This window comes from Streptomyces sp. TM32, from assembly GCF_004122755.1.
Classification (GTDB): Bacteria; Actinomycetota; Actinomycetes; order Streptomycetales; family Streptomycetaceae; genus Streptomyces; species Streptomyces sioyaensis.
On record NZ_SDIG01000050.1, the window covers coordinates 1 to 25468 of the forward strand.

The following is a 25468-nucleotide window of genomic DNA, read 5'->3' on the forward strand; positions in this document are numbered from 1 at the left end:
CCGAGTCCCGTGCCTGCTTGGCGTACTTGTTTGCCTCGTCCGCCGCATGCCGCGCCCTGGCTTCGGCTTCGGCTGCTCGGCACCCCGACCGAACTCGTCGACACCGCCACCGACACCGTCGCCTGGCGTACCGTCCCCACCCTCTGGGGCAACACCACCTGGGCCGCCGACAGCACCACCACCACACCGCTCCGCTTCCCCGGCCAGTACTACGACCCCGAGACCCGCCTCCACTACAACCTGAACCGCTACTACGACCCCGAGACCGCCCGCTACACCACCCCCGACCCGCTGGGTCTCAGTCCCGCGCCGAATCCCAACGCCTACGTCCACAACCCGCACACCTGGTGCGACCCCATCGGCCTCATGCCGGACGACAGCACCGATCTCAGGAAGGAGCTGATGGACCTCGGCAAGCAGCGCATCACAGACGTCGCCGGCACCCTCAAGGAAGGCGAGCAGGCCCCGGGCGCGTACTCTGTGGGACGAGACCGCACAACCGGTAAGACCTACTACGGTGAAAGCGGCCCGGAGACCGGCCACGAAAAAGCCGTGACCGACGCGATGCCCGCCGAATCGCAGCATCCGACCGGCCGCCCGCCCGGAGTGTGCGGCGAACCGCGGATGTTCACCAACGCGATCAAGGACGGACGGCGCGGATCCCAAGAACATCGACCTGGTGACCGTCAACCCCAAGGGAAAGAAGTTCAAGATGTGCGCCAACTGCCAGACGTGGGTGCCAGGAATCGGAGGAGAGGTACTCACGGGATGAACGGCAACACCGAACGTTGGGAACTCGAAGCGCTGCGGAACTCCCTTGCCGACAGGGCCCGTTTTGAGATCCACCCTCTGGATATCGCGGAGGCGCGTCGACGATACGAAGAGGAAGGATTCGAATTCACGGCTGGTATCCGGGAATTCCTCGAAACCTATGGCGAGTTCACCGTCACCTGGTCTTACCGCTTCGGTGAGACGTTCCTCACCACCTCGGTAGAGGAGACGATGGACTCGGCCCACTCACTACCCAGGAGTGTGAGCATCTTCGGCAAGCGCATCGGCCGTCCCGTCGTGCTTGTCGGAACGGCCACCGATACGCAGGAGGCCGTTCTGCTGGCCGACAACAGCGACGTCTACCTCGCCGGTGACGCCGGAATCCAGCGGGTCGCCAACGGCTTCGGCAACGCGGTCCGGGCGCTTGTCGCAGGCGACTGGGACAAGACGTTCTTCTGAGACCGGAGCCGTCCCCAGCCAATCTCGTCATGGCCGTTGGGGACGGACGCCGCGTGAGTGCGCCAATGGATCGCCGGACGGTCCCCGGTGAACCGGGGCAAGCAGTGTCTGCAACACTCAGGGCAGGTCGCCGGGGCGCGGCACGACCAGCCCGCGTTTGTGGCTTCCGCCGGGGACTCGAAACCTCATGGGCCAACCAGCAGCACACGAGCGCCCACGCCGCCAAGCAGGGACGCGAGCAATGGCGGGTCACCTGCTACGCCGTGCCGGTCGGCCCGTCTCTCCCCGGTACCCGTCCCGCCGGACCTTCGCATGCGCCGGGAGCAGGCCGATCGGCGCGGCCTCGATGAGTAGCTCGATTTTCGCATTGTGGCTGGTTGGGGGCGCCAGAGCAAAACCTCCTTCGGGAGGTTGTTTACGCTGGTCAGAGGACGTCTGCCTGACCATTCCGGTGAATCCGACTTCCGCTCTGCGAAGGGGGCGGAGTCCGGCTGGCCCCGGCCAGAACCGGCCTTCTACGGGTGTCCGTCCCCTATACGTCCCACAGAATTCGGGGCTGGGAGCAGTATCGGCACCCTTCCGGGCGCACAGTCGAGCGGACCTTGTCGACCATCTCGGTCTTCTCCCACGACGCGCTCATCGGAAGGGCGTTCCGCTCGACGCAGTCCAGCATCCGCACGATGTTCGGATGGGTCAGCGCCCGCAGCGAGGCGGTCTCGCGGTCGAGGAAGATCCGCGTGCTCTCCTCGTCGTCGCGCCGCTTGAGCAGCTTCACCGCCGCGTACGCGCCCTCCGGGCTCAGGACATCCACTGCCTTGCGTACCTCAGACATACCGCCCTGGCGCTTCTCCGCCTGCGGCAGCAGATGAAACGGCCCGTTGATCATGCCGGTCACACGCGGCTCCTCACCCATCAACTGCCCTTCGCCTTCACCTCCTTGACCATGCTCTCAGTAGATCATCGCCTTGGGTTCGACTTCGCCTCCAAACGGCAAGGAAGTGCCCCATCAGGGACGAGGCAACATCACCCACCACCGCGTGCAGCACGACACCGCTCCGCCGTGCAGTGGCCGACATCCCAGAGCTCGCGCGAACAGCGCCCACAGGTTCCTCACGGACCAGCGAAATCCCAATAAAGACCACGTCACACGACATTCCACGACCGAGCGTAGAAGCACACCGACGGGCGGCTACGGGTGCTCACCAGCCCCTCGCCTCCCTGGCAGACTTGCGCTTCGACACCGCCCTCATCGGCTGCTCGACTGAGCGCGGCCGACGCCTGGCTGCCTTCGAATAGGAAGCCGGAGGGAGCGCTATCGGTCGACGCCCCATCCAGAGCTCATCCATGTCATGGGCGCTCGGCTGGTAGGTCTCCGGATAGGCGGCTACAAGGCGGCCAAGATGGTTCAGCAGGGCGAGCGCAGGCTCATGGGTGATGAGGTCGACGATGTGCCTCTCAGCGCCCGCGTCCCAAGCGGATGTTCTGGGTCCAGGCGTTCGTCCCACCCCTCGGCGTGGTCTTGCAGGCGGTGGCGTAGCAGCGCCAGACCCAGGTGCCATTCTGCCTGCGACGGATCTCGATCTCCGCCCCGTTGCAGCGCCCGCAACGGGGCGGAGCCGCGAAGACCGCCGCGTGCTCGTGTTCCAGCAGCTTCCGAGCGAAGTGCGCACCCCGCATCGTCACCATGACCTCACGAGTCCAGCTCTGCGAGAGGACGTTGAGGCTACCGAGCATGACCGTCCGCTCGTCGATGACCGCGATCTTCTGGTGCATGACGTTCATCGTTACGACCACATGCGCAACGGTTCGCAGGTCGGTGATGAGTTTCTGGTTGGCTGGCTTCTTCTGAAGCTGGTCGGTGTCGTCGCGGATGAAGACACTGATCCGCACTCCGCGGTCGGCCGCCGCACGTAGCTCGGGCAGCAGGGAGCTGACCCGCTTCGCCACCCACGGCGCCCAAAGCCACAGGGACTGTCGTGCGTGGCGGATCTCCTCCGTGAACGTGCGGTAGAAGTCGCGTTCGTCGTCGATCTCCGTCACCTCGACATGCCGACTCAACACCTCGGCGAGCGCGGTGCCGAACTCCCCACGGAACGCGGGAGGCGCGGTCGGCGGGGTGATCAAGGTCTTGGCCTGGAGGACCCGCACGCCGCGGCGGGTATCGATGAGCGCCGCGAGCTGCGCCAGAGCCGTTCCGGGTTTCGCGCTCTTGACCCGTTCGCCGCTGGCGATGACGTACAGACGGGTCTTGACCCGGGTCACGGCCACGTTGAAGAGGCGGACGCCGTCCCGTGGCCAGCTGCTGGCGGCCGGCTGGAGGTGGGCGCAGGCCATCCACAGCTCGCGGCTGCCCACCCCGCCCTCCACCGTGTCGAAGACGACGATGTCGAACTCCCGGCCCTGGAACTTGTGCGCGGTGCCGACCTCTGCCAGGGCGCCCCCTCCCGGGCCTTCGACGTCCCGCAGGGCCTCCAGAGTGGCGTCGGACTGGACTCGGTAGGGCGTGACGATGCCCGTTTCCTCGCCCAGCTCGCGGTGTAGCTCCACCAGCGCCCTCGCGATCAGTGAGCCCGCCGGCCACCAGCCGCTGCGGCTTCCGGTCAGGTGCGCCCGGGCCAGCTCGTGCAGCCCGTCCGTGTCGATCAGCACGATCTCCGGGTCGTCGACCGGGCGTGCCGCCTGTGTCTGGCTGCCTCCGCCGAGCACTCCGCCGTACGCGAGGTCGTTGGCCAACTGCATAACGGCGGGGCCGAAACGGTGCTGTTGGGTGAGGGTGACGCAGGCGGGGTGGGCCTGGGCGTCGGACTGTTCTGCGATCCCGCAGTGCTGGAAGACGTCCGGGAGCAGCCAGCGTTTGATGTCCGCGCGGTCGTGTCCCTTGAGCTCGGGCGGGATGACTGCGCCCAGCTGCATGAAATCCCCGAGAAGGACCGCGGTCCGACCGGCCTTGCCGGTGGCGAGCAGAACTTCGGGCAGGGTGGCTGCGCCTGCCTCGTCCACGAGAACCACGTCGTACGGACCGTCGAAGACCGCCCGGTTCGTGCGGAATCGGGCCAGAGTCGTGGCGACCAGCTTGGCTCCTTTGATGATCTCGCTCTGGGCGTCGCGGGCGAGGCGTTCGTACTCCTCCTGGACTTCCTGGTACTGCTTCTCCAGCGCAGGCTGCCGGGTCGTGTCGGCGGCTACGGCCGGGCGTAGGCGGCGGGCCAGGTCGAACCGGGCCGGCCAGCCGTGCTGCTCGGCCCGGTCTGTCAGGTCGCCGGCCTGCTGAGCCCGCTCCGCGGCCTCCTCCGCCCGGGCCTTGTCCGCTTTGCACCTGTCGTAGTGGCGTCCCGCCTGTTGTTCTGCCGCCAGCCGGGCCTTGGCGTCAGCCGCCAGGCCGGCGGTCTGTTCCCGAGTGAGCGCGATGGTGTCGACCAGAGCTGTGATCTGGGCGCCGAGGGCCGCGATGTGCGTGGTGGCCGTGGTGCGTGCCTCAATCGCCGACTGCTTGGCGGACGCAGCAGCCTGCTCGGCGTCGGCCAACTGCCGCTGCAGCTCGCCGACTTTTTCGCGCAGACGCCACTTTTTCACAGCGCCCTTGCCCTCTATTTCCGCAAGCTCCTGACGCAGGGGATCGCAGGCGCCTTCCGCCAGCAGCGCAGCTGCCTCACGGAGCTCTGCTGCCTTCCGCACCTCGACCACTTCCTGGGACAGGCGGTCGACCTGGCGCCACTGCGCCCGCGACGACTCCGCAGCCTTGTCGCGTGCCGCGGCCGTCTCGGCCGCGGCCAATGCGTCCCGGAACATCTTCTCGGAGTCAGCCAGACGTCGACTGGCAGCTTCCTCCTGCGACCGCGCCGATACGAGATCCTCACCGGGCGTGCGGAGCAGCTTCAGCGCTGCGAAGTAGGCAGAGGAGTCGAATCCGGCCAGACTGCTGTCCAGGGTGGCGAGCTGTTCGGCTCGGTGCTTGACCGCGACGAGCTCGGCTTCGAGGGTGCTGCGCCGGGCAGCCGTGTCCGCTAAGCGCGCCTTGACCATCAGCGGCAGGGAAACCGAAGCGTCCTCGGCCACCTCGCGCAGATGCGGTGGGCCCACCCGGACTATGTCGCCGGGGTTGTGCTGCTTGGTCCGCACCACCCCGAGCAGAGCATTGTCCACGGCGATGTTCGTGGCCGAGACCAGCAGTACCCGGTCGCCCCTTGCCATGAGATCGCCGATGGCGCGCTTCAGGACGGTCGTCTTCCCCGTTCCCGGAGGGCCCCACACCAGGTATACCCCCTCGCCGAGGCAGGCCCGGTACGCGTCGCCCTGCGCGGGGTGGAAGCCGGGCGGGTCCGCCTCGTGGGCCGGTGCTCCGCCGATGCGGCCGACCGCCAGGGCTGCCGCCAGAGGGTGCTCACCGAGGCCGGAAATGCCGTCACGCAGAGCCTCGATGAGGAAGGTGGGCGGCTGCTTAAGCATCCACAGGTGCGGGTCGGACACGTCGGCGAACTCGGCCACCCGTAAGGTCAGCAGGCAACCGTCCTGGACCATTTCTGAGACCGCGAAGCCGTTCTCCTCGACGCCCTCGTTCTCCGGTCCGGCAAGCCGCAGACTGTCGAGCTGATCGGGCCCGATGTCGGAGCCACGGAGGTCGACGGCGTACTGACCGGCGTCCCCGGTGCGTGCCGCCCGGCCGATGCGCTGCCAGCGGGGCTGCTTGCCGGCACCGCCTTCCACGTTGATCCACTCCCCGAGCGCCGTGGCGATCTCCTCGCGCCAGCCCACGTGCCAGTCCCCCCGTCTGCGGCCCTCGTGTCCGGAGCGGCAAATCTACCCACGCCCACGAAGTGACACATAGCGAAGTTGCATGATGGGTAGTCAGAAGCGAGCGCACGGACCTGGCAGCGGCGTCTGAACCGGATGAAATGCCGTTTCCAGAGATCAGAAAACCCCTCCGCAGCGGCCTGTCCCGGACGTAGAGATCGGAAGGCCGAACCAGTCCTGTGTGATCGCTTCCTACCGCGGGATGTCGATCAGTACGCTTGTAACAGTGATTCGTCGGTGTCCACGTCACCCACGCCGTTCCTGTGCGGCAGCGTGGATGCACGCACCGAGCGAGGTCGCGCTGTCGTCACGGGAGTCAGGGGGGTGCGGTGAACGGCAGAACTTTGCCGCCGCGTATCGGTCCGTACCTCGTCGAGCGGCGGCTCGGCGCGGGCGGCATGGGGGAGGTGTACCTCGCCTACTCCGTCGCGGGTGAACCGGTCGCAGTGAAGGTGATCCGGCCCGACCGCACGGATCCGCACACCCGCGCCCGCTTCGAACGCGAAGCGACGATCGCGCGCACGATCTCCGGCACGGGCCGTGTAGCCCGTTTCATCGACGCGGACCCGTTCGCCGAGGAGCCGTGGCTGGCCATGGACTACGTCCCGGGCCGCCCGCTCTCCGACGTCGTGAGGGACCAAGGCCCTCTCGCCGCGCCTCTTGTGGCGAGCCTGGGCGCATTATTAGCCGAGGGCCTTGCTGCCGTGCACGCCGTGGGCCTGGTCCACCGCGACCTGAAGGCGCAGAACGTCATTCTGGGCGACTTCGGCCCAGTGATCATCGACTTTGGGCTCGGCGCCTTCCTCGGAGCCTCCAAGGGCTCGCTCTCCCAGGCAGGCACAGTCATCGGCACGGTGCGCTGCATGCCACCCGAGCAAGCCTTGGGCGAGGTGGACATGACGCAGGCCGCCGATGTGTACGGCCTGGGCACAGTGCTTCTCTACGCAGCGACCGAGCACTACCCGTACGACGGCGCCCGGTGGGAGGCGGTGGCCGCGCAGGTGGTCAACCCAAAGGTCGCCCCCGATCTGTCCGGGCTGCCCGAGGAACTTGCCCCCGTCGTGACGCCGATGTTGGCGCACAAAGCGGACGACCGCCCCTCTTTGGAGGAGGTGACCCGGAAATGCGCCGATCTCATGCGTCTGCTGGGTACGAGTCCGGCTCGCGCGCGACGCGCTCTGATCGAGGAGACGACGGCGAAGGATCACCCGACGATGGTGCTTCCGCAGCCGGACGCGCCGATGCTTGACCGGCTCGACTCGCTGGAGAGGCTGCTGCGCGAAGAGTTGGTGCCCGGGGAGCGAAACATCCCTGTCCCCACCGTCGCTGGTAAGCCCGGAGAGGACGCTGCGGGCGAGATCAACGTCGAGATCTCGCTATCGCCCGGGCCCTTGACCGCGCCCGGTTCCGAACCCGGGAGCGGAAGACCGGCGGAGCCCGTACCGCAGCGGGGCCGTCCCCCCGCTTCCCGCAGGGTTGCCGACGAGCTGCGCGAGCGCTACGCGAGACGACCGGCACTCGCCTGGTCGAAGCGCTGAGCCGCTGCCCTCCTCCGTCCTCCCGACAACGGGGCGCCACAGTGCGGAACTCGGGGCGTTGATATGGCCCTGGGTACAGCGCACCCGGCTCACCGGACGACCACGCAAGATCCCCCACAAGCACACCGGACAGCACGAGTAGACCGTCACAGAGGAGCACCACGTGACCACGGCGATGCAGCCAGAGGTCCCTGAGCCGCGCGACGCCGATCCGGCACATCCGCCGTACACGACCGGCGCGAAGCCGGTCTTAGCCCCCGGCGCCCAGGTGCGCATCCGCGACGAGCAGTGGCTCGTGAAGTCCGTCTCGGAGTCGCGCGACGGACTCATGGTCGAGGTCAGCGGGGTTTCCGCGTTCGTCCGCGGCACAGATGCGGTGTTCTACTCCGGCCTCGACCAGATCGACGTACTCGATCCGCGCAAGACCCGGCTCATACCCGACGACACCTCCAAACACGCCAAGGCTCGCCTGTACCTGGAGGCGGTCATCCGCAAGACCGCGCTGCCGCAGACCGAGCACGGCATCGCGCTCGCCGACTCCTTCCTCATGGACCGGCAGGAGCATCAGCTGCGCCCCGCCGAGCTGGCGCTGTCCATGCGCAACCCGCAGCCCCGGCTGCTGATAGCCGACGTCGTCGGTCTGGGTAAGACGCTGGAGATCGGCGTCACGCTCTCGGAGCTGATCCGGCGCGGGCGCGGCGAGCGCATTCTCGTGGTCACGCCCGCCCATGTGTTGGAGCAGTTCCAGCGCGAGTTGTGGACCCGCTTCGCCCTGCCGCTGGTGCGCCTGGACTCCACCGGTATCCAGCGCATCCAGCAGGAGATCCCGGCGGGCCGGAACCCTTTCGCCCACTTCAAGCGGGTCATCGTCTCCGTCGACACCCTCAAGTCGGCGGCGTACGCCCACCACCTGGAGAAGATCACCTGGGACGCCGTCGTCATCGACGAGTCGCACAACCTCGTGAACAAGGGCACCCGCAACAACCGCCTCGCCCGCCGTCTCGCCGAGCAGACCGACGCGCTGATCCTGGCCTCCGCCACTCCGCACAACGGCGACGCGGAGTCCTTCGCCGAGCTGATCGGGATGCTCGATCCGGCGGCGATCGCCGACCCCAAGAACTACAAGGTGGCCGCCCTCGACCACCTCTACATCCGGCGCACCAAGTCCGACCGCGAGGTGCGCGACGGCCTCAAGGACAAGCCCTGGGCCGAACGGGGCGAGTCCCTGCCGGTGCCGGCTCCGGCGACGCGCAAGGAGGTCGCCGTCCTGGAGAAGCTCGCAAGCGAGTGGACGCCCGGGGAGTCGAACCGTTCGTCGGTGTGTGCCGATCCACTGGTCGGCTACAACTTCCTGAAGGCGTTCCTCTCCTCCCACGTCGCCCTGCGCAAATCCCTCAACGCCCGCCGCGCCTACCTGGACAACCCCAGGAGCGCCATGGTGAAAGGCAAGGACGGCAAGAAGGCGGACTCTCCCGAGCGCCGCGCCGCCCTGGCGGCAGAGGGCACAGCGCTCGCGGAACTGGAGGAACTGGTCGCGGATTTCACCGATCAGGACTCCGCCAAGCTCGACGCGCTCGTCCGCACATTGAAGGACGACCTCAAGGTCGGCCCGGGCTGCGAGCGCCGCGTCGTGATCTTCTCCGAGCGGGTCCACACGTTGGACTGGCTGGCCCAGGAGGTCCCGGCCCTGCTCGGCTTCAAGAAGAAGCCGTCGGCCAAGGCCGACAAGACGCGCCCCTGGCAGGCGTACGGCGGTGTCGTTGAGGTCATGCACGGCGACACCACCAACGACCAGCAGCAGCGGGAGATCATCGACCGCTTCGGTCGGGCCGAGGAGCCGGTGCGGGTGCTCTTCACCGGCGACATCGCCTCCGAGGGCGTCAACCTGCACCACCAGTGCCACGACCTCGTCCACTACGACCTGCCCTGGTCCCTCATCCGCATCGAGCAGCGCAACGGACGCATCGACCGCTACGGGCAGGCGGTGAGCCCGGAGTTCCGTGCGATCACTCTCACCGCCGACGTGCCCTGGCGGCGCGACGAGGAGAGCGGTGAGACGCTCACCCTCGACGACCGGCTGGTCGGCGCCCGCCTGCTGCGCCGCGAGGCCCAGGCGCACGAGATCGAGACCGGTGAGGTCAGCGCCGAGGCCGTCACCGGCCTCTACGACGACAAGAAGGAAGAGGATCGCCTCACCCGCGACCTCATCAAGGGCGGCACCGTCGAACGCTCCATCAAGCAATCCCAGCAGGAGTCCGGCGGCATCCTCGCCGACCTCCTCGCCGGCGCGAACGCCCGGCTCGCCGACCCGACAGCCTCTCCGGCCACCCTCGGCACGGCCTCGGTGCCCGAGGCGGACGTGCCCCACGTGTTCGCCGACACCAAGGCGTACTTCCACGCCGCGATGGACCTCATCTATCCGCAGGCCGAGCGTAAGGCTCTCGACTGGAAGCCCGAAACCGTGCACGGGCGGATCGAGTTCACTCCGCCCGACGACCTGCAGTACCGCTTCCGGGAGCTGCCGAAGTCGTACCTGGAGCAGGAGAAGATCCTCACCACCCCCAAGTACGACGGCACACTGCGCATCACCTTCGACAAGCGGTACGCCGCCGGCCGCCTGGACGCCGCCCGCAATGCCAAGCAGGGCAAGGGCGACCAGCCCACCTCCCAGTGGCCCAACGTCTCCTACGTCTCCGACATCCACCCCGTGCTCGACTGGGTGACGGACAAGGTCCTCGCCAAGCTCCGGTACGACGAGGCGTTCGTCCTCGCCCACCGGCCCGACGCTCACAAAGCCAAACAGATCGACGCCGCCCTGCCCGAGGCCCTGACCGGCCCGGTCTACCTCCTCCAAGGCGTCTACTCCAACGCGGCGGGAAGGCCGACGGTCGTGGAGTGGATGGCCGTCACCGGTCTCACCGAGGCCGCTCCTCGCGTATGGCGCATGGACTCGGCGTTCCTCGCCGCCTGCGGCGTGGGCCCCGGCATGCCCGGCCGCGGCCGGCCCGTCGACCCCGACCTCCTCCAGGCACTCGTCCCCGCAGCCGTCGACGCGGCCGAGACCCACCTGCGCGAGCGCCGTGCCGACTACGACAAGCAAGTCGACTCCTACCTGGCCCCGTACGAGGACCGGGTACAGGTCTGGGAGCAGGGCGCCCTGATCGCTGTGGGCAACCAGCAGCGCCGCCGCGAGCAGGTGTACGACACCGCTGCCCGCCGCCGCGACCTCGTACGCCGCCTGCGGACCGACGGCGAGCCGATGCTGCGGGTCCTCTGTGTGCTCGAACCCCTCCACCCCACCACCGCGTCCGCCGAGGAGTCCGCACGATGAGCTACACCTACGACTCCTTCGCCAACCGTGGCGAGTACCTCTCCTCCCACTACTTCAGCGAGGAGCTGGAGAACACCCTCAAGAAGAGCAAGGCAGGCGACGAGGGTCTGTTCACCCTGTGGACCGGCCGTGAGACCGACCCGCACGACCCGCAGCCCACCCCGCGCGAACTACTCCCCCGGCTCCGCGGTGAGTACCTGTCCACCGTGCGCCCCTTCCTGGCCTCCCGCGCTCAGCAGGAAGAGCTGGGCAGCACCTACGACGACCTGACGGGCGAGTGGGCCGAGCGCGTCACCACCTGGCACACCAGCGTCCTCAAGGCCCTCGGTTACGGCGGTGACCGGCCCGATTCGATCGCTGTACACAGCGCGGGCAGGGAGTACGAGCTCCAGGTCGCCTGGCACGGAGACGGCATCGTCGCTGTCGACTGCGGCTGGACCGCCAAGCTGGACGACGCCCTCGACCCCGAGAAGGCCGGGCGGCTCCTTCGCCCCCTCAAGACCGCCGACGGCCTCCTCGAAGTCGGCGAGAAGCTGGCGGGCTGGCTCTTCCAGAGCGAACTGCACGAGCCCGGCGGCGACGCACCCCGCTTCGTCCTGCTGCTCTGCGGCGGCGTGCTCGTCCTCGCCGACCGAGGCGCCTGGGCCGAAGGCCGCTATCTCGCCGCCAGCCTGGACGCAGCCCTCACCCGCAACGACACAGCGAAGGCCGGCGAACTCGCCCTCCTCACCGCCCTCTTCTCCCACGACATGCTCGCGCCCCGGCTGGACGGCAAGGGCCGCCGCATCGACGACCTCCTGAAGGCATCCCGTGACAACGCCGTCGGCGTCAACTCCGACTTGCGCAAGGGGCTCCAGCGCTCCGTCGAGATCATCGCGAACGAGGTGCTCGCCCGGTTGCGCGAAGCGGATGTCGAGCCACGGGAGATCGAGGACCTCAAGAAGGGCCCCTTCGCAAAGCAGCTCACCCGCGAGTCGCTGCGCTACCTCTACCGCATCCTCTTCCTCCTGTACGCGGAGGCCCGACCCGAGCTGAGCATCCTTCCCGCCAACGACGACACGTACGAGACCGGGTACTCGATCGCCCGGCTGCGTGAACTGGTCGCGCGCGAGGGGAAGCTGGTCGACGAGGACAGCCGTGCCGGCTTCCACCTGTACGCCTCCCTCGACGTCCTCTTCAACAAGGTCAACTACGGCCACCGCCCGCACGGCACCGACGCGGATGACGACAAGCCCGCCGAGGAACGCAGCGAACTGCGCGGCCTGCGCTTCGAGCCGCTGCGCAGCGAGCTGTTCGACCCGAAGGCGATCACCCTCATCGGCCGCCGCGTCCTCGACCCCCGGTGGGACGAGGACGGGCACGAGCCGCCTCGCTGGCTGGACCTGCGGCTGCGCAACGAGGCGTTGCATCAGGTGCTGCGCCTGCTGACCATGAAGGAGGCCGGTCAGAAGGGCCGACAGGGCGGCTTCATCTCCTACCGAAACCTCGGCATCAACCAGCTCGGTGCCGTCTACGAAGGCCTGATGTCGTACACCGGCATCATCGCCAAGGACGAACTGGCCGAGGTCGCCAAGCCCGGTGCGAAGAAGGGCGACAAGCAGTACGGCGACCCCGACAAGGGGTCCTGGCTCATCCCCGCTGAGCGGCTGAAGAACTACCAGGACAACACGCACGTCGTGTACTCCGCCCAGGACGCCGAACAGTACGGTCTGCGCGGCCCCAAAAAGTACGGCAAGGGGACGTTCGTCTACCGCCTGGCCGGCCGTGACCGCGAGACATCGGCCTCGTACTACACCCCCGAATCCCTCACCGCGGTCACCGTCGAACTGGCCCTCAAGCACCGCCTCGACCAGGAGAAAGACGCGGACGGCAACACGGTTCGGACCCGCGCGAGTGAGCTTCTGCGTTACACAATCTGTGAACCGGCCCTGGGCTCCGGCGCGTTCCTCAACGAGGCGATCAACCAGGTCGCAAAGGAATATCTGAAGCGCCGCCAGGATGAACTCGGCGTCCACCTGGACACGTCGAAGACGCTCGAAGCGGAACAGAAGGTGAAGGCGTACATCGCCCTCCACAACTCGTACGGGATCGACCTGAACCCGATGGGTGTGGAGCTGGCGGAGGTATCGCTGTGGCTCAACACCATGCACCCCGGCATGCGCGCGCCATGGTTCGGCCTGCATCTGCGGCGCGGCAACTCACTTATCGGGGCCAGACGGTGGGTGTACGACGCCGAGCGGATCAAGAAGGAGCGGACCATCGGCGCGCAGACGCCGACGAAGCTGCCGTTCCGGGCGCCGGAGGGCGGTGCGGAACAGTGCCTGCCGGACGGGGCCGTGCACCAGTTCCTGCTGCCCACGCCCGGTTGGGGTGCAGTCGCGGGGGCGAGCGGGGATGCGAAGAAATTGGTCGAGCAGCTCGCCGAGGCGCAGGTCGAGCAGCTGAAGGCATGGAAGAAGGGTGTCCAGACCAAGCCCAAGACGACGGGCGGCAAGAGCAGCCAGCTCGCCCGGTTGCAGGCTGCGGCTTGCCGGGTGGAGTTCTTGTGGAAGCTCGTCGCCAAGCGCATGGAGCTGAGCGAGCGGGAGATCGCCCGCACCATCCATGTATGGGGCGCCGATCGTGAGGAGGACGCGGAGGAGTACGCCTTCCTCCGCCATGACAAGCAGAACGCGGACCAAAGCCTGCCACTGAGCAAGGAGCAGGTCTTCAAGGACCTCTTCGCGGCCGAGGGCTCCCCTTACTGGCGGCTCAAGCAGGTCATGGACGCATGGTGTGCGCTGTGGTTCTGGCCGCTGGAGAAGGTGGGACTGCTGGACGGGTCGGACGCTGAGTACGACACGGATCCGGTGGTGACGGCACAGGTGGGTGTTGACCTGGATGCGTTGCTGTCGTCGGTGGCCGGGATGCCTGTTGAGGTCGAGCAGCCGCCTGTGCCCGAGCCCACGCCCACGCCTCAATTCGTGGAAAACGGGCTGCTGTTCGCGCTGGACGGTGACCCGATGTCCTTGGGTGAGGCCGAGGGCGACGGCGGACTCGTGGAGAGAAAGGAGGTTAAGAAGGCGCGTACCTCCTCCGCGCCCAGGAAGGCCGGCGGGCCGGTTCGTCGCCGGGACGTGATCCCGCTCGCGGACTTGGATGACTGGATCGCCTTCCTTGAGTCCATGGTGGGCACGGGGTCGATCCCTGAGAACACCTTTGCCACGACCGTCGACTCCCTGAGTGAGCTGAAGAAGCTCGAAGACCTGATCCAGGCCGAGATGGGCATGGATGAGGCCCGTAAGGCGGTGGAGACGCGGTATCCGTGGATGCGGGTGGTTCGCGATATCGCCGAGGCACAGGGGTTTCTGCACTGGGAGTTGGACTTCGCGGGCGTTTTTGCCGGGGAGGCGGGGGGCTTCGACCTTCAGGTGGGAAATCCACCGTGGGTGCGGCCGGAGTGGAAGGAGAATCCGGTCCTCGCGGAGAACGAGCCGTGGTTCATGCTGACCGAGAAGCCGAAGGCGGAGGAGAAGAACCGGCGACGGGACGTCGAACTCGCGCGCGGGGAGGTGCAGGAGTATCTGCTTGGCGAGGTAACGAACACGGTGACGATGGCCAGCTACCTTTCGGCGGCGCCCGTGTACCCGCTGATTTCGGGAAGCCAACCAGATCTGTATCGGGCATTCATGTGTGAGGTGTGGGACCACGCAGGGAGCGGCGGGGCCGCCGGGATGGTGCACCCGGACACTCATTTCGCAGGAGACAAGGAGGCCACGCTGCGGGCAGCGGCGTACCGGCGGCTGCGGGTGCACGGTGACTTCGTGAATGCGGGCAACCGGTTCTTCCCGCCGCCGGTGGGACGGTCGAGCCACTTCGGCGTACACATCTACGGGGCCGAAGGGAAGATCTCCTTCGACTCGTTGTCGTGGCTTTTCACCGTCGACTCGCTCCGGTTGTCGGCCTCTGCCGAGGACGCGGGCGCGGATCCCGGCGTCAAGTACGACGGCGACTGGGATGAGCGCCCTCACCCGAAGCGTGTCGTCCGCGTGACTACCAACACCCTCAAGCGGTGGCGTCGACTGGCAGGCGATCAAGGGCCTCTGGAGCACACGCGTCTACTCACTCCGGTCAGTACGGCCGAGGATCCGGCGATCGACGCATTGGGTACCTATGCCTTGCGTCTCGGCGAGTTGTACCCGGATATCACCCGTGGATATGACGAAAGCGGCGCCAAGAAGCCGAAGTTCGGCCCGAAGAAGGACCAGCGTCTCATTGACTACAACACCGATATCGACGGCGAGGACGATTACCACGCGAAGACGTGGAGCGATGTCATCCTCAAGGGACCGCAGATCGGCGTTGCCAATCCTATGTTCAAGCAGCCCAGCCAGGGCGGCGGCGAGGTCCGCGGCCTCGACCCAAGAGCACTCTCGGACGACGCGGTGCCGGAGTCGGAGTACCGGAGCGTGGCTGCGCCCGATGTTTTCCTCGACGAGCAGGACAAGTGGCCCGACTGGGAGAAGTACGAGGCGCTGCTCGCGTCGCGGGAGGAGCGGGTGCGGGCGCGGATCCGGATCGCGGAGAAGCGCAAGGTGGGTCCGGAGGACGTCGAAGACGAGCAGGTTGAGAAGTTCCTACTTGCCAAGGCCAGTTATCCATACAGCGAGGATTATCGCGTTGCGTGGCGGCGCCAGATCGCGCCGGATACAGAGAGGGCACTTTTCGGGGCGATCGTTCCTCCCGGCGTGACACATGTTGACCAGGTAAATTCGATGCGGCTGAGCACTCTGCGTGAGACAGCACTGGTCGCCGGGTTCTGGGCTGGGCTCCCTCTTGATTACTACCTGCGCACAAGTGGCAAGGGTGACATGCGTATTGGCACGGCCAGCACGCTTCCAGCCCCTCATAGCGACCACCCCCTAGCCCCCGCCCTACTCCTCCGCACCCTCCGCCTAAACGCCCTCACCACCGCCTACGCCGACCTCTGGACAGAGCTCTACGACCCCAAGTGGCCTGGCTACGAACCCTGGGCGATCGACTGGCCCCACCTGAAGACCGAGTTGCACAACGTCACCCCCACCTGGCAGCGCGACACCCCCCTCCGCACCGAGTACGCCCGCCGCGCCGCCCTCGTCGAGATCGACGCGCTCGTCGCCGTATGGCTCGGCATCGACGCGGACACTCTCATCGCCATGTACCGGGCCCGTTTCCCGATCATGCAGGACTTCGACCGGGTGACCTGGTTCGACGCCGAGGAGCGGAAGATCGCCGGGGACCGGTACACGTACGGCTTCGACCAGACCAAGGACCACTGGACCCAGTTCGAGGCCTATCAGGAGGCCTACCAGAAGGATCCCGAGACCCCCGCCCCCGTCCCCGACGGCTACACGGCCCCCTTCTACAAGGCCAACCGAGAACGCGAAATGCGCCAAGCCCACGCCTACTTCCAGAAGCGCCTCGATGAAGCCGTGAGCAAGGGACTCTGGGACCCGGAGAAGATGGAGGTCCCGACCCCGTGAGGCCGACCCTCGAAGCACAGGGACTCAAGGAGAGCCTGCTCCAGTACCTGTCCACGACGTACGGCCTGGCGGACGAGGGTGCCCGAAAGGCCCTGCACACCTTCCTCGGCGACGAGACAACGGGCATGTTCCGCGGCCCCTACCTCCGCCTGCGCACGCCCTTCACTCCGGCCGGCGACGGCTGGCAGCAGCACCTGGACTGGGTACGTACCGACGGCTGGGCACCGTACGCCCACCAGGCACGCGCCTTCGCCCGCCTCACCTCCAAGGACGGCCACACACCCGAGCCCACCCTCGTCACCACAGGCACCGGCTCCGGCAAGACCGAGTCGTTCCTCTACCCCGTACTCGATCACTGCGTCCGCGAGCGCGCGGCCGGGAACAACGGGGTCAAGGCGGTCTTCCTCTACCCGATGAACGCCCTGGCCACCGACCAGGCGGCCCGCATCAACCAACTGCTCACCGATTACGACGAGTTGAGCGGCGTACGCGCCGGCCTGTACATCGGGGAGAAGGCGGCGACGCACTACGACCGGGTCTACACCCGCCGCCAGGACATGCAGCTGTCCCCGCCGGACATCCTGATCACCAACTACAAGATGCTCGACCTGCTTCTGCAGCGGGCTGCCGACGCGCCGCTGTGGGACGGCAGCGACATCCGATACGTCGTCGTAGACGAGTTCCACACGTACGACGGCGCGCAGGGCACCGACGTGGCCATGCTGCTGCGCCGCCTCGCCATCGCCGTCGACGCCAACCGGCCCGGCAAGCCGCTTGGCACGATCACCCCCGTCGCCACCTCCGCGACCCTCGCCTCCGGTACCGATGAGGACGGGGTTCGCCAACTCCTCTCCGTGGCCACCAACGTCTTCGGCGCCGAGTTCACCGAGGACGCGATCGTCGGTGAAGACCGGCTGACGGTGGAAGAGTTCATCCTCGGCAATGACGAATCGATCCCGGACGCGAGATTCCTCCCCGGCCAGGCCACTCCCCCCGAGACACTGACCGCCTTACCCGACCCGGCCGCCGGCCCCGAGGCACTCGCGGACCTCGCCCAGGCCGTCACCGGAATCCGCACCACCGATCCGGTCGCCCTCGGTGCCGCGCTCAAGCGCAACCGGCTCACGTACGCGGTCCTGAGCGCCTTCGACGGCACCGTGCGCACGTACGACGAAGTGCTCGACGTGATGCGTCGCAGGGGGGCGAGGAGCTGGGACGAAGCGATCACGACGCGGCCGCAGGTCGCCGCGGTGGCGCTCGCCCGCTTCGTCGCCCTGCTGGCCGTGGCGCGTGCCCCGGAGGCGCCGGCCGGGATCAGTCGCCCGCTCGTCCAGATCGAGGTGCACCAATGGGCGCGGTCCGTGACACGCATGCTGCGTGGCGTACTGCCATGGCCCAAGGCCGAGTTCGCGTGGGACACGACCGGGGCGCAGAGCCAGTCGCGTACGACACCGAACACCACCACCTCCCGCGACACCAAGATCTTCCTGCCTGCGGTGTACTGCCGTGAGTGCGGGCGCTCCGGCTGGTCGGTCCTCGCCCCCGAGTCGGACCTGGAGGAGCTGAACTTCGAGCCTCACAAGATCCGCCGGGCCACCGTCACGGCCGACAAAGCCAAGGTGCGCACCCTGGTGACGGCCACCGACAACGAGGCCCGCGAGGGCAATGGCCGTACCGCCATGGACCGGGCGGCGCAGAAGTCGCTGACCACGGGCGGTGCCGGCGTGCTGATGGTGCTCGACGGTCTGTCCCAGCGGCTGCGGCTTCCCGACCCCGAGGGCGACTATGACGACGAGGGCAACCCGGCGCCCGGCAGCCCCGACTCCGCCTTCGTTCTCGTCCAGCTCGGCGACACCGCGGAACGAGCCGCCAAGGACGACTGGTGCCCGGCCTGCGGTACCCACAACGCGATCCGCTTCGTCGGTACGGGCGCCGCAGCGCTCGCCGCCGCGTCCGTCACCCAGCTCTTCACCGGCGGGGAGATGGACAAGGAGCAGCGTGAGACGAAGACGCTGATGTTCAACGACTCGGTGCAGGATGCCGCCCACCGCGCCGGGTTCGTCGCCTCCCGCTCGTACACCTTCTCCCTGCGGGCACTGTTCACCAAGCACCTGAGCGAGCAGCGGCCCAGTGCGCTCAACGGCCTCGTCGCCGACGTCGTCGCGGCCACCACCGACCGTGAGACGCTGGCCGCCGTCGTCCCGCCGGACCTGCACGACGACACGGGCGTGGCACGTCTGCTGTCGGGCGCTGGGCGGGGCGGGGACAGGAAGACGTGGGACCTGATCGGTGAACGGTTCGCGTTCGAGGCCGTGATGGAGTTCGGCCACCGCTCGCGCAACGGCCGCACCCTCGAACTGACCCGTACCGCGGCCGCCTGGGTGGACATCCCCGACATACGGGAGGCCGTGGCAATCGCACGTGCCGCCCACGAGGAATCCACCGATCACGGGCTGGCGCTCACCGAACACGACGACGGACGCTATCTCGCCTTCTTGCGCGGGCTGTTGGAGCGGCTGCGTACGCGGGGCGCGGTCGGGCACCGGTGGCAGGAGAAATTCCTCGACGAGGCGGGCACCAGCCGCTACTTCATCTGGGGTGGTCGCCCGCGCGGCATGAAGGCTTTCCCGAAGGGCGTCTCCGCGCCGACGTTCCTGCTCGCGCGGCCCAAGCAGGGCAGCGAGTTCGACTTCGCCGCCGGGCGTCTGTCCTGGTACCAAACCTGGGCGCAGCGCTGCCTCGACATGACCCGCGAGCAGGCCGATGAGTTCTGGGTGCGGCTGCTGCCCCGGCTCACGGACGCCGGTGTGCTCTCGGCCCGCTCCCCGGGCGACACGGCCGCGCGGCTCTACGGTCTCCAACCGGGCGCCGTTCGGCTTCAGTTGCTGACTGACGGCCAGGTCAATGAGTCGTATGTGCGCTGCCCGAAGTGCTTCTGGGAGCAGACCGTCCACCCCTCATTACTGGCTCAGTATCACGGGCAGCCCTGCCAGGCGTACCGCTGCACGACCGGACGGCTGATCGCGGGTGACCGATGGCTGGAGACCGTGGACCGGCACGACCGGGACCGCGACTACCGCGACGACTACTACCGAAGCCTGTACCGGAGAGCCGGCACCTATCAGGTCATCACCGCCGAGCACACCGGTCTGCTCTCGCGTGGCAAGCGCGAACGCGTCGAGGACGCCTTCCGCAGCGGCAAGGGGTTCAACGACCCCAATGTGCTGTCCTGCACGCCCACACTGGAGATGGGCATCGACATCGGCGAGCTGTCCGCCGTCGTCCTCGGTGCCCTGCCGCGCCGGCCCGCCAACTATGCCCAGCAGGCGGGGCGGGCCGGGCGCCGTACCGGAAACGCCTTCCTGCTGACCATCCCCGACCGCTCCCGCCGTGACCTGTACTTCCTCGACCGGCCGCGGGACATGATCGACGGGCGGATCGTGCCGCCGGGCTCGTATCTGTCGGCCATCGAGATTCTGCGCCGCCAGTACACCGCGCACCTCCTCGACCTCGCGGCGCGCGGCCGGCTGCTGCGCGAGGACGGCAGGCCACTGGCCGCTCTGTCGCGCAGGGTCGACGAGCTCTTCGGCCCCTCCGGCTACCTCGCCGATCTCACCGACGCCGCCCTCGCCCACGGCGAGGAACTCGTCGCGGATTTCCTCGCACTCTTCCCCACTGGCGTGAGCGACGCCGCCCGGGATGAGCTGACGAAGTACGCGGTCCGCGGCATCCGCAGCGCCATCGAGAAGGCCGAGCGAGAGTGGGAGCGGGAGAACCAGAAGCTGCGCACCCGTATCCGTACGATCCGCTCCGCGATCGACGAGCTCAAGGAAGGCGACGACGAACAGGCACGTACGAAGGCAGAGTTGGAGGCCGAACTGGCCGCCGTCTCCAAGCAGGGCGCCACGCGCCAGCGCCAGCCCGCCCAGACCGTGCTGTGCGACCTCGGCCTGCTGCCCAACTACGCCCTCATCGACGCCACGACCACCCTCGACGCCACCGTCTTCTGGCCGGAGGGCACCACGCCCGAGGGGCGGGTCCGTTACACGTCGAAGTCGTTCTCCTACGTGCGGCCACGCGGCTTCGCCCTGTCCGAACTCGCCCCCGGCAACACCTTCTACGCCGAGGGCTACAAGCACCGGATCACCGGCATCGACATCGTCACCGGCCGGGACCAGGACTGGCGCCACTGGCGCTTCTGCCCCTCGTGCGGTTACGTCCGCACCGAGAACGCCGAAACGGACGTCACACCCTGCCCGCGGTGCGGGGATGCGGGGATCGCCGACTCCGGCAGTCTGTGGCAGATCGTCCAGCCCAGTGTCGTCACGGCCCGCGACAAGCGGGAGGATGCCAGGATCGGCGACGAGAGCGACGACCGCGACCGGCGCTTTTACACGGTCGTCGACATGGTCGACATCGACCCCAAGGACTTCGCGGTGGGCAAATCCTGGCGGCACACCAAGGAAATCTTCGGCGTCGACTACACCCGCCGCGCCGTCATCCGCCGCGTCAACGCCGGGCCGCTGAGCATCGGCGCCCGGGACAACGACCAGCTCGCCGGGAAGCCTGTACGCATCGCCCCTTTCCACGTGTGCACCGCGTGCGGAGCCGCGAGCGCCGACGGCCGGCCCGTCTTCGACGACGACCAGGACGCCGTCGACAACTCCGCCAACCGCCAGCGCGAACTCAAACACCACACTCCTTGGTGCCCACTACGGCGTGGCAAGAAGGGCGTGGATCAGGAACCGGTCCTGCTCGCCCACGAATTGGAGACCGAAGCACTGCGGGTCCTGCTGCCCGCCGCGACCGTCCTCGTCGAGGAGAAGGTCCACTCCTTCCAGGCAGCGCTGCGCCTGGGCGTGGACGGCGCCTTCGGCGGCGACCCACAGCACCTCGCCACCACCCTCGCCACGATGCCGGACCGCGACACCGCGGAGAAACGGCACTTCCTGGTCCTGTACGACCGCCTCCCGCACGGCACCGGCTACCTCGACCGCCTGACCGACCCCCCGAACTTCCGGCAGGTGCTGGAGGGTGCGCGCCGGCTGCTCGTGGAGTGCCCCTGCAACGGGGAGGGCCGACAGGCCTGCCACCGCTGTCTGTACCTGTACGCCGACGAACAGCACATCGAGCGCGTCTCCCGCCAGGCCGCCCTGGAGATCCTCGATGAACTCCTGGGGACCGACACCGACGCCTGGGACGCCAAGGCGGTCGGTAACACCGACCAGATCGGTCTTGACGGACAGGTCGAGTCCGACTTGGAGGCACGCTTCCTCAAGGCCCTGCGGGGGTGGGCCGGACAGCGCGCCGACGCCGTGTTGGAGGAGAGCGGCGCCAACAGCGCCTATCTGCGGCTCGACGAGGTCGGCACCGTGCACGGCTGGCGTCTGACCGCTCAGCGCAACGAGGGTTTCACCCGTACCGACTTCACCTTCGAGCGCATCGACGGCCCCAAGCGGAAGATCACCGTCTACCTCGACGGACACCGCTTCCACGCCACCCGCCGTCACAACCGGCTCGCCGGTGACGCCCACAAGCGCAACCGGCTCCGGGCCGAGGGCCGCGTCGTCTTCCAGCTCACCTGGGACGACCTCGACGCCTTCGAGCGGCAGACGAACACGGCGGAGTCCTCCGCGGGGCGGGAGGCGTCCGAGCCGGTGTGGCCGCCGTATCCACGCAGCGCCCAGGACGTCGCCAAGCGGCTCTACGCCGAACGCGGTAGCGACGACCTCGCCGACACCGCCTTCACCGACCCCATGACCATGCTCCTCGCCTACCTGCGCAGTCCGGACGACGCGGCCTGGGGACGACGGGCATCGGCGGTGGTCGGCGGGCTCCTCGGAACCGGCAAGGAGATCCTCGTCGGCAACGGCGACCCCGAGCAGACCCGTCAGACGCTCGATCGTCTCCTCGACGCCTGGGGCTGCACCGACGGCATGGACCCGGCGCCCGTCCAGGGCACGGGCACGCTCAACCTGTTCCAGACGTGCGACGAGTCCCATCTCCCCGTCGCCTTCCTCGTCGACGGGGCCACCGGCCGCTGGTCCGCCCTGGCCTGCCTCGACGACTCCGCACCCGACCAGCTCGGCACGCCCGAACACAAGGCGCGCTGGCGCTCCTGGCTCCAGTGGTCCAACATTCTTCAGTTCCTCGCCCACGACGGCGGCGACGGTGTCCAACTGACGACCACTACCGCGAACCGCTTCGACACCGCGCTCCTCAAGGCCTTCGGCGGACTCGGCGAACTCGAATCCCTCGTCGTGCGGTACGGCACCGGCGTACCCGCGACGCGACCCGAGCCCGCGGAGACGTCTGACGAGACTCCTCTCGAAGCAGCGGTCCGGGATCTGCTGTGGGACCGGGAGATCCTCGAATACCTCGACGAGGACGAACCCGACGCCCCCCTCACCCGCCTCGCCCACGTCCTGGCCGACAGCGGCAAGAAGGCCCCCGCCTACGGCTACGAGCTCGGCGAACGCGGCTGGCTCGCCGACTTCGCGTGGGACCACGGCGATCAGCGGATCGCCGTCATGGCCGAACCGTACGACCAGATGAACGAGGAGAGCTACAAGACCTGGAGCGCCTACCGCGACGCCGGGTTCACCATCCGCTCGGCCGACGACTGGCTCACCGGTCTCGACGCCCTGCTGACCATGCTCCCCGACGCCACCGCCCGTCCCGACTCCGAAGAACAGAGTGCCGCACGATGACCGCACGCCTGAGCCTCTACCAGAAGGCCGAGAACGAGCTCTACAAGATGGACTCGTCGGTCAAGACGAAGTTCTACGACTTCTGCCACCAGTTCCGTCTCGACCCGGACCACCCCAGCCTCGATCTCAAACCGCTCAAGGGCGACGGCCGGATCTTCCGCGCCAAGATCGACCGTTCGTACCGGGCGCTCCTCGCCCGGGCGGGTGTCGGCGCCGATGGCATCCAGCAGTGGCTGATCGTCGCCGTCCGCCACCGCAAGGACGTCAAGGACCAGCTCAGCGTCGCCGTCAACCGGGTGACCGGCGAGATCGAGTTCGTCGACCTCGGCGTCGTCGGACAGAGTGTCCTTCAACGCGCGGGACTCCAGCTCACTCCGGCCACGGACGATCACGACGCACCGGCCCCGGACGAGCAGGGCCTACCCGTCGAGCCCACGCCCGCGCCCGTCGTGACGGAGCAACCGGCTGCCCCCGCCGACCCATTCCTCACCGGCTGCACCCCCGAGGACCTGCGCCGTCTCGGTGTCGCCGATGCCCTGATCGACGTCGCCCTCACGGTCACGACCGAAGAGGAACTCGACCAGCTCATCGTCGGCGCCCCGCGGCTGACCGCCGAGGTCCTCACCGGCCTTGGCTCCGGCATGTCCGTCGACGAGGTCGAGCGTGAGATCACCCAACCCGCCTCCGCCGAACTCGCACCGGGCTTCGAGAACGACATGGCGGCGGCCCTCACCCGTACCGCAGTCACCACAGTCGACGACGACATCCGCAACGTCCTGGCCGAGGGCGACTTCCGCGCCTGGAAGGTCTACCTCCACCCCACCCAGCGCAAGACCGTCGAACGGAACTACAGCGGCCCCGCCCGGGTCAGCGGCGGCCCCGGCACCGGTAAGACCATCGTTGCCCTGCACCGCGTCGCGCGCCTCGCTACCGCCCTACCGCCCGGTCACGGCAAGCCGATCCTGCTGACCACGTATACCAAGAACCTCACCGCCGACCTGCGCTCCCGGCTCACCTCGCTCATGGATCCGGCGCTGCTCGGCCGCATCGACATCAAGCACATCGACCAGCTCGCCCAGAACGTCCTGAACGAGAACACCGCGCCCGGCGCGCAGCGCGGCCTGATCACCGACGACCGGGCACTGGACGTACTGCGCGAGGTCCTCTTCGAGTACGACGAGCAGCGCTGGGACGCCGAGTTCCTCTTCGACGAATGGGAACAGATCGTCCTCGGACAGTCCCTCGCCACCCGCCAGGACTACTTCAAGGCCCGCCGCGCCGGCATGGGCCGTGCCCTCAACCGCCCGGAACGCGCCGCCGTCTGGAAGCTGCTCGACCAGTTCACCCTGCGCCTGGGCGGCATGGGCCGTGAGACCTGGGCGCAGGCCGCCGAACGCGCGGCGCGCTATGAGATGGAACGCGCCCGCAAAATCCGTAACCGGGCCGAGCACAAGGCCGAGATCGGCGGCGGCGACCTCGCCCACCTCGACGACAACAGCTCCGCAATGCGCTACCTGCGACACCGCTATCGCCATATCGTCGTCGATGAGGCCCAGGACCTCAGCGCCGCCCACTGGAAAATGCTGCGCGCCATGGTCGCGTCCGGCCCGGACGACCTGTTCATCGCCAGTGACACCCACCAGCGGATCTACGACCGCCACGTCACCCTCTCCACCGTCGGCGTCAACATCCGCGGGAGGTCCTCGAAGCTGACGCTCAGCTATCGCACCACCCAGGAGATCCTCGACCAGGCCGCCAGGGTCGTCCGCGGGGCCACCTATGACGACCTCGACGACGGCACCGACACCCTCGACGGCTACCACTCCTTGCTGCATGGCCCGACGCCCGAGTACGTCGCCTGTGCCGACTGGACCGACGAGATCACTCAGCTCGCCGAGACCCTCAAGCAGTGGCGCGAGGACATCGCCCAGCCCGCCGAGGACGGCACCGTACGCGACCCGAGCGGCACCATGGCCGTATGCGTCACCGACGGAGAGATGGCCGGCCGTGTCGCCAACGACCTGGCGATGAAACACGGCATCACCACGGCGACCCTCACCAAGGACGGCCCGCAAGGGGGCGGAGAGGTCCACATCGGCACGATGCACCGCTTCAAGGGCCTCGAATACCAGAAGCTTGCGGTCGTCGGCGCGAGCGACGGCGTCCTTCCACGCACGGCCCCCATCGAAAAGTACGCGACCACCGACCCCAAGCGCTACGAACGCGAACTCAAGAAGAGCCGCAACCAGCTCTTTGTCGCCGTGACGCGAGCCCGCGACGCGCTGCGAATTTCGTGGCACGGCAGGCCCAGCCCATTCCTGCCCCTGTAGGCCGGATCGAATTCGCCGGAGAAGGGGTTGCAGAGCG

8 protein-coding genes are annotated in these 25468 nt (G+C 68.1%); 6 read left to right on the top strand and 2 right to left on the bottom strand.

The window, feature by feature from the left end; translation table 11 throughout:
* On the top strand, positions 1 to 1230 hold a 1230-nt coding region (locus tag EST92_RS32580; RefSeq protein ID WP_135789049.1), incomplete at its 5' end, for an RHS repeat-associated core domain-containing protein.
* Between the two features lie 532 nt (positions 1231 to 1762).
* Here the strand turns inward: EST92_RS32580 and EST92_RS32190 are convergent.
* Both EST92_RS32190 and EST92_RS14205 read right to left on the bottom strand, forming a co-directional pair.
* Positions 1763 to 2125 carry a hypothetical protein gene (locus tag EST92_RS32190; protein WP_254068809.1) on the bottom strand — a complete coding sequence of 121 codons (363 nt, stop codon included), beginning with the start codon at positions 2123 to 2125 and terminating at the stop codon, positions 1763 to 1765.
* A gap of 560 nt (positions 2126 to 2685) precedes the next feature.
* Positions 2686 to 5982 (bottom strand): AAA domain-containing protein, encoded by a 3297-nt coding sequence (locus EST92_RS14205; protein ID WP_129281295.1) that lies wholly within the window; start codon positions 5980 to 5982, stop codon positions 2686 to 2688.
* 368 nt (positions 5983 to 6350) lie between these two features.
* Here EST92_RS14205 and EST92_RS14210 point away from each other — a divergent pair, with 368 nt between their 5' ends.
* The 5 genes from EST92_RS14210 (at position 6351) to EST92_RS14230 (ending at position 25431) form a co-directional block, all read left to right on the top strand.
* Positions 6351 to 7559 carry a serine/threonine-protein kinase gene (locus EST92_RS14210; RefSeq protein ID WP_129281296.1) on the top strand — a complete coding sequence of 403 codons (1209 nt, stop codon included), beginning with the start codon at positions 6351 to 6353 and terminating at the stop codon, positions 7557 to 7559.
* Positions 7560 to 7722: 163 nt separating this feature from the next.
* Positions 7723 to 10890, top strand: a complete 3168-nt coding sequence (locus EST92_RS14215) for a DEAD/DEAH box helicase (protein ID WP_129281297.1) — start codon at positions 7723 to 7725, stop codon at positions 10888 to 10890.
* Positions 10887 to 16391, top strand: coding sequence for a hypothetical protein (locus tag EST92_RS14220; RefSeq protein WP_129281298.1), 5505 nt, complete (start codon positions 10887 to 10889; stop codon positions 16389 to 16391). Before EST92_RS14215 ends, EST92_RS14220 begins: the two co-directional genes overlap by 4 nt.
* Complete coding sequence (locus EST92_RS14225) at positions 16388 to 23101, top strand: DEAD/DEAH box helicase (protein WP_129281299.1); 6714 nt, start codon at positions 16388 to 16390, stop codon at positions 23099 to 23101. The genes EST92_RS14220 and EST92_RS14225 overlap by 4 nt, the downstream gene beginning before the upstream one ends.
* Entirely contained in the window at positions 23098 to 25431 is a 2334-nt protein-coding gene (locus EST92_RS14230) for a UvrD-helicase domain-containing protein (RefSeq protein WP_129281300.1), read from the top strand. Before EST92_RS14225 ends, EST92_RS14230 begins: the two co-directional genes overlap by 4 nt.
* Positions 25432 to 25468 lie beyond the last annotated feature (37 nt).

Excerpts from the sequence above, each read along its gene's own strand:
- EST92_RS14220 (WP_129281298.1), top strand. The coding sequence starts at position 10,887 with ATGAGCTACACCTACGACTCCTTCGCCAACCGTGGCGAGTACCTCTCC.
- EST92_RS14230 (WP_129281300.1), top strand. The coding sequence starts at position 23,098 with ATGACCGCACGCCTGAGCCTCTACCAGAAGGCCGAGAACGAGCTCTAC.